Raw genomic sequence first — 7,161 nt, 5'->3', positions numbered from 1 at the left:
TTGACGACCATGCTCTTCATGGCGATGCCGAGCGTATCCTTGTCGGAGAGCGGCTTGACGTCGGTGGAGAGGTCGCCAAGCGCGATCCGGTCTGCGGTGCCGGCCGTGTCGCGCAGGTTGCTGGTCATCAGATTGACGGTGTCAATCACGTCCTTGATCTCGTCATTGCTGCGGATCTCGACCGTCTGGTTCAGATCGCCGATCGCGACCGCATCGGCAACCAGCTTGATCTTGCGCAGTCCGGAATTGATGCTGAGCGCGAGCCAGAGCGCGGCGCCTGCGGCAATGACGAGCGCAAATCCGGCCAAGATCGACATAAACAGGCTGGTCTGGGCGTATAGTGCGTCCGTATCCGTATCTGCCTTGGCCATGGCCTCCTGCTGAATGCGGACAAGTGCGGTGACGGCCTCGCTCAGATCCGCGTAAAGTGTACGGATCTCACCGTTCGACAGGGAGATGGCGTCGGCTTTGTTGCCTTGATCGATGGCGCTGACGAGCCGCTGGGACGACTGGCGCATCTGGTTGCCCTTGTCGATGATCTTCGCCCAACTCGGGCGGCCCTGCTCGCTGGCGAGCGCCATGCCGCGATTGGCTGTATCGACAGCCAGATCGATCTGGGAAAGAGCCTTCGTGGCGAAATCATGCGCTTCCGTAGCCTTGTCGGTCAGCAGAGCGTTCTTCTGGGCCCGGATCGTTTCGACCGCTGCGACATTGACCTGATAGGCCAGCTCCATCCGCTTGGCAGGTCCCTGGATGACATCCGTGATCGCGCTGTTCAGGTTGTTGAGGCTGTAAAGTCCATAGAAGGAAACGCCGATCAAGAGCGTAATGATCAGGCCGAAAGCAAAGAAAAGTTTGAACTTGATGCTCAGACGCATGACTGGTTCCTCAATGTGAAGAATAGTTTACTTTTATTTTTGCGGCCCCATCGCAAAAATAAACTAGACTGGGATGGTCTACATGCCGCAAAGCGCGCGGCATGTAATTTTCGGATTTATCCTAGCGGATGACCGCTTAAGGCATGGTTCATGCGGACTGACGAAAAGCGTCGTCGTCGTCATCCGGGCCGCCCATATCCAGTGCGTAGCCTTTAACCCGCGCCTGCTGTGTGGCGACGGTCTGCCGAACAGGCGCCGCTGACTTTGGCTTGGCGCCGGCCGAAAATGGCTTGCTGCGCGACACCGCTGCGGGAGCGACTGCCTGCCGACCGCTCTGTTCGACCCGGAAGAAGGAGATCGACGCCTGCAGCTCTTCGGCCTGTGCGGCGAGTTCTTCCGACGTGGCGGACATCTCTTCCGATGCCCCGGCATTCTGCTGGGTCACCTTGTCGAGCTGCTGGATCGCCTCGTTGATCTGCGAAGCGCCGATGTCCTGTTCGCGGCAGGCGGCCGAAATTTCCGAGACCAGCTCGGCGGTCTTGCGGATGTCGGGCACCAGTCGGTTCAGCATATCGCCGGCTTCTGTCGCCACCTGAACGGTATCGCCGGAGAGAGCCGAAATTTCCGCGGCAGCGGCCTGCGAGCGTTCTGCCAGTTTGCGGACTTCCGAGGCGACCACGGCAAAGCCCTTGCCATGTTCGCCAGCACGCGCAGCCTCGACGGCAGCGTTGAGCGCAAGGAGATCGGTCTGACGAGCGATTTCCTGCACGATGGAGATCTTCTCGGCGATGGTGCGCATGGCGCCGACGGCGCGGTTGACGGCCTGGCCGGAGATCTCGGCATCCTTGGCGGACTGACGGGCGATCTTCTCGGTCTGGGCGGCGTTGTCGGCGTTCTGCTTGATGTTGGCGGCCATCTCCTCCATCGAGGCGGAGGCCTCTTCGGCGGAGGACGCCTGTTCGGTCGCGCCCTGCGAGACCTGCTCGGAGGCCGAGGAGAGCTCCTGGCTGCCGGAGGAGACGTTGTCGGACGCGGCCAGAGCGTCCGTTACAACGCCGCGCAGGCGTTCGACCATGGTCTCCAAGGCGCTGCCGAGTACATCCTTGTCGGAGATCGGCTTGACGTTGACGGTCAGGTCGCCATTGGCGATCTTGTCGGCGACATCGGCGGTATTACGGAGATTGGCGACCATCGTCTTCATGGCGATGCCCAGCGTGTCACGCTCCGACAGCGGCACGACATCCCGGCCAAGATCGCCCAGAGCGATCTGGTTGGCGGCGGCTGCGGTGTCGCGCAGATTCGCGACCATGCTCTTCATGGCAATGCCGAGCGTGTCGCGGTCTGACAGAGGCTTGACATCGACCGCGAGATCGCCGGCCGCAATTTGGTTTGCAACGCCTGCCGTGTTGCGCAAATTGGCGGTCATGACATTGATCGTGTCGATCAGATCCTTGATCTCGTCATTGGTGCGCACGTCGATGTTCTGGTCGAGGTCGCCGAGAGAGACGCCATTGGCGGCAACCGTAATCTTCTTCAGGCCGCGGCTGATGCCGATCGCGATCCAGGCGGCGGCGATAATCGCGATGACCGTTGCGCCGGCGGCCAGGGCGAAGAGCATGGTGCGCGTGCCGCTATACAGCGCCTCGTTGTCTTCGGCGGCCTGCTTCATGCCCGCCTTCTGGATTTCGATGATCTTGTTGACGGCTTGGCCCATCTTTACGGCGAGGTCGCGCAAGGGGCCATTTGACAGCTGAATGGCGGCCTCGAGATTTCCGGCGCTTTGAAGTGCGGGAAGACGCGCCGACTCCGACTTGAAGTTCGCGGCATCGTCCATGACGGAGATCCAATAGGCCTTGCCTTGTTCCGTGGCGATGTCCAGACCGGCCTGTGCAATGGCGACGAGTTCGTCGTTCAGCTGATTGCTGGCAAGCGTGTATTTGCTGACTTCTTCCGGTGACTTGGACAGCAGCGCATTCTTCTGCGCGCGGATCGCTTCGGACATCTTGCCGGACGCCGTCAGAGCATATTCCAGCCGCCGGGCTGGGCCTTCGATGGTCGCCGTCGAGGACTGGTTGATCGTCGACAGGCTCGATACGCCATAAAGCGTCATCGCTAAAAGCAACGAAATGGTGATTCCAAATGCCAGTATCAGTTTAGTCTTAATCGTAAAGCGCATCGCTTTTCCCCCGATAGAAAAGTCCATCGCAGTCGATGGTAGGGAGAGCTTACAAAATAAATATTACGAAAATCTTCTGAGAAATTGACACAAATATGAAAAAGAGTAAAAGTATATAATAATGAACTGTCATTAAATAATAAAAATGAAATGATATTAAGGTTTATATTTATTTGAATTGGAAAAACGAGGGTACGGAAATTCGTGGTTCGGACGATGCTTTAATGGATGTCGAGTGGAGGTTCTGAAATAGCCATGATGGGATACAGGCCTCTCGACCTTTAAGACCAAAGCATTCTTGGCGAGATCGGAGCGCTGGAGACGAGGTTATCCCCGTTCTTCCGATCAACAATGTCCGAGAGAGTCTGTCCTGCGCAGCAGCCTGTAGGGATTTGCCGGTACTGGAAGTGCGCGACGCTCAAGGTCAGCGACGCGCCGCTGGCAGGTTCGCCCGGCGCGTCGAGAGTGCAGAGTCTATGCCGCAGCGCGGGCAGGTTGGGTCGAGAAGATCACTTCCAGATTGGGAATGATCACGAAGTCCGAACCCCGCCGCACCAGGCAATGGATGAAATCCGGGCGCCAGCGCATGCCCACGATCGGTGGCGGCTCGCCGGCCGAGCGCGGAAGCGTCGTCACCTCATGCACTTTGTCGGTGCGGATGCCGACAAGGCAAGGCTCGCCATCCAGCGTCAGTTCGACGACGACGATCCGGCTGTCGATCGTGGCTTCGGTCGCTTCCATGCCGAAGGCGCGGCGCAGGTCGGCGATCGGTATCACCCGTCCGCGAAAGTTGATGACGCCGGCAACGAATGGCTTGGCGCCCGGCACCCGCGTCTCAGGCAGGAGGTCAAGAATTTCCTGAACGTTGATCGCTTCGATAGCAAAGGTTTCGCCGTTCAGGCTGAAGGTGAGAACGGACAGTTCGTCCTGGCCGTTCCAGACATGGTCGAAAGCATGTTTGACGGTTTCTACGTTCATCCTGCTGCGCGCAAATGCGCCTCCTGCTGTTGGCCGACGGCGACGAGGTGAGTCACGTCGAGAATGAGGGCCACGTTGCCATCTCCGAGGATCGTCGCGCCCGAGAAGGTGACGACGTCGTGATGCAGCTTCGACATGGATTTGATGACGGTCTGGTGATCGCCGATGATCTGGTCGACGACGAGGCCGACCCGCTCGTCGCCCGTCGAGATGACCACCATCTTCTGGTAGCGATCCGGCGGCGTCCCGGTCTCGAACAGCTCTCTGAGGCGCAGGAAGGGCACGAGATTATCCCGCAACGAGATAAAGCTGCGGCCGCGCGAGCGCAAATCGTCTTCGAGTGACAGTTCGAGGCATTCCTCGACCGCCGAAAGCGGGATGACATAGCTGCCGGAGCCGACACGCACGAGCAGGCCGTCGATGATGGCGAGCGTCAGCGGGATGCGCAGCGAGATTTCCGAGCCACGGCCCGGCTCACTGCGGATATCGATAATGCCGCGCAACGCCTCGACCGTCTTCTTGACGACGTCCATCCCGACGCCGCGGCCCGAGAGGTTGGTAACCTGTGCCGCCGTGGAGAAGCCTGGCTGGAAGATCAGCTGCAATAGCTCCTGATCCGTCAGCATCTGGCCGGGCTGGATGAGGCCGGAGGCTTCGGCCTTGGCGCGAACGCGCTCGCGGTTCACGCCGCGCCCATCGTCCTTGATGGTGATGATGACCTCGCCGCCGGACTGGCGGGCCGAGAGGATGACCCGGCCGGTCTTCTCCTTGCCAGAGGCGACGCGTTCATCTGGCGGCTCCAGGCCATGGTCGACCGAGTTGCGCACGAGATGGACGAGCGGATCGGCCAGACGTTCGATGACGGTCTTGTCGACCTCGGTGGTTTCGCCCTCGGTCTCCAGCTCGATCACCTTGCCGGTTTCACGGGCCAGATCATGCACGAGGCGCCGGAAGCGGCCGAACAGGCTGCCGACCGGCACCATGCGCAGCACCATCATCGTATCGCGCAGTTCGCCGGAGAGGCGTTCGACATCTTCGGACACGGCGCGCAGATGGATATCGGCGCTGGAGCCGGCAAGCTGCGACAAGCGCGACTGGGCGATGACCAGCTCGCCGACCCTGTCCATCAATTCGTCGAGGCGCTCGGCCGGCACGCGCACATTCTCGGCCTGTTTGGCGCCATGTTTTGCATCGGCGGCCTGTGCCTTCGGTGCGTCGGCTTTCGCGGCGACCTCTGCCACGGGCGCAGGGGCCGCTGCCGCGGACGCCTCCTGTGCAGCAGCCGGGGCCGGCGGCGCAAGCTCGGTGACGGTCAATTCCATATCGTCCATGACGAAGATGAAGACGTCATCGATCGCATCGCGACCCTTGTCGGTGATGAGGTCGAGGGTCCAGCCGATGTGCAGATCGGTCGGCTCCAGCGCGTCCAGCGTCGGCACGGTGGAAAGATCGGCCTTGACGGTGCAGCTGCCGAGCTCCTGGAGTTCATCCAGAAGACCGAGCGGATTGGTGCCGTTGGCCATGGCATTGACCGGCAGGCGGAAGGTGATGCGGAAGCCTTTGCCCCCGGTCTTCGAAGGCTCGGCGGCAACTGCCTTCGGCAGCGGCGCGGCAACGACGGTGGCGTGGGCCGATGGCTCTCCCGCGGCGGCCTGCAGGGCGGCCAGAAGGCGGTTGCTGGCTTCCTCATGGTCGCCGTTCGGCGTGGACACCAGCGCCTTCATGTGGTCCTGCGCGTCGAGAACCGCCGCAACCAGTTCGGCCGTCGCAGGCACCTGGCCCTTGCGCACACGATCGAAGGCGGTTTCGCAATGATGGGTAAAGGCGGCCAGCGCCTCGAACCCGAACATTGATCCGGACCCCTTCAGCGTGTGCAATCCGCGAAAGACGGCATCGATCGTCGCCTGATCCGACAGATCGTTCAAAAGGTCGAGCAGGCCGGTCTCGATCTGCTCGAACAGCTCGGCCGCTTCCGTTCGGAAAACCTGAATAGGGTCCAGAGAGGTCATTTGCCCAAGACTTTCTTCGCGATCTTGACCAGTTGCTCGGCGTCGAAGGGCTTGGTGATCCAGCCGGTGGCGCCGGCGGCCTTGGCGCGGGATTTCATGTCGGCATCCGACTCGGTGGTCAGGAAGATGATCGGCACGCCCATATGCGCGGCGGACTTGCGCAACGCCTCGATCATCGACAGGCCGTTCATGTTGGGCATGTTCAGATCGGTGACGATCAGGTCGAATTGGCCGGCCTTTGCCTTGTTCAGGCCATCCAGGCCATCGACGGCTTCCGTCACCTGATAGCCGGCGCCGGTGAGCGCGATCTTGGTGGTCATGCGGATACTGGCGGAATCATCCACCGTGAGAATGTGAGCGCTCATGCTGCTTCCTTTCTGTGAAACCAGAAAAGCTGGTCTTCGGCGGTCATCTCATGCAGGAAGCCGCCGCGTTCGAGGGTGGTAAGAACGGAACCGCTCGCCGGATGGGCGAGAGCGACCGAACCTCCGTGGGAAACGACCTGACGCCGCGCGGCCTCGACGATCTGGATAAAGCTCAGATCGGCCTCGGCATCGTCGGGTACGTCGAGAAGAACGACGCCAGACTCCTGAAGCGCAGCAAGGATCAGCTCGCGGGTAGCGCCCGCCTGGCGGATCGACAGGCTCGACGGCAGCACCAGCCTGTGGGCTTCGGCGCCATCTGATGCGGTGTGGTCGGCATCTGCGGTCATCGACGACATGTTCCTTTTCTTCGCATGCACCCCGTGTCATCCGTCGACGGGCGGCATGGTCTACTCGCCTTGCTGCGCATCAGCCCTAAGACCTTGGCGGCCGCGGGGAAGGCACAGAAAGACAGGTCCGTGCGCTCGGCCGTGGCGCGGCCATGAGCGACAAGTGTTGGTGCACGCGATGGGTGTGGGTCCGGCAGCAACGCAGGGGACGCGGTGGAGCGCGTGGGCAGTTTATCGGCACGCGACGGCCGCATCTCCATACGGAGGAAGGCTGGATTATATGGATCTCCCCTATCATGTGGGAAATCGGGCGATCCGACAGCCGTAGCTGCGGCACCTCTCTCCAGTTCTTCGCGTTTAAGTTTGGGGTCGATAGCTTAACGTCAGGCTAACACCTGCAGATTGGCA

The 7,161-nt window shown here is 61.0% G+C and carries 6 protein-coding genes; all 6 read right to left on the bottom strand.

Annotated elements, in window-relative coordinates; all coding sequences use genetic code 11:
• A partial coding sequence (locus tag BMX61_RS24830; protein ID WP_170855000.1) for an MCP four helix bundle domain-containing protein occupies positions 1–878 on the bottom strand: 878 nt, incomplete at its 3' end.
• Between the two features lie 148 nt (positions 879–1,026).
• Entirely contained in the window at positions 1,027–3,054 is a 2,028-nt protein-coding gene (locus BMX61_RS21945) for a HAMP domain-containing methyl-accepting chemotaxis protein (RefSeq protein WP_075628894.1), read from the bottom strand.
• A gap of 474 nt (positions 3,055–3,528) precedes the next feature.
• A complete protein-coding gene (locus BMX61_RS21940; RefSeq protein WP_075628893.1) occupies positions 3,529–4,032 on the bottom strand; it encodes a chemotaxis protein CheW in 504 nt (167 codons plus the stop codon).
• A complete protein-coding gene (locus BMX61_RS21935) occupies positions 4,029–6,041 on the bottom strand; it encodes a chemotaxis protein CheA (protein WP_075628892.1) in 2,013 nt (670 codons plus the stop codon). The genes BMX61_RS21940 and BMX61_RS21935 overlap by 4 nt, the downstream gene beginning before the upstream one ends.
• Positions 6,038–6,406 carry a response regulator gene (locus tag BMX61_RS21930; RefSeq protein ID WP_075628891.1) on the bottom strand — a complete coding sequence of 123 codons (369 nt, stop codon included), beginning with the start codon at positions 6,404–6,406 and terminating at the stop codon, positions 6,038–6,040. The genes BMX61_RS21935 and BMX61_RS21930 overlap by 4 nt, the downstream gene beginning before the upstream one ends.
• Positions 6,403–6,753, bottom strand: a complete 351-nt coding sequence (locus tag BMX61_RS21925; protein WP_075628890.1) for an STAS domain-containing protein — start codon at positions 6,751–6,753, stop codon at positions 6,403–6,405. The genes BMX61_RS21930 and BMX61_RS21925 overlap by 4 nt, the downstream gene beginning before the upstream one ends.
• Positions 6,754–7,161: the final 408 nt, after the last annotated feature.

It is taken from the genome of Xaviernesmea oryzae (assembly GCF_900109605.1).
GTDB classification, from domain to species: domain Bacteria; phylum Pseudomonadota; class Alphaproteobacteria; order Rhizobiales; family Rhizobiaceae; genus Xaviernesmea; species Xaviernesmea oryzae.
The sequence above is the reverse complement of the archived record's forward strand: the minus strand, read 5'-3'. Positions and strand labels throughout refer to the sequence as shown.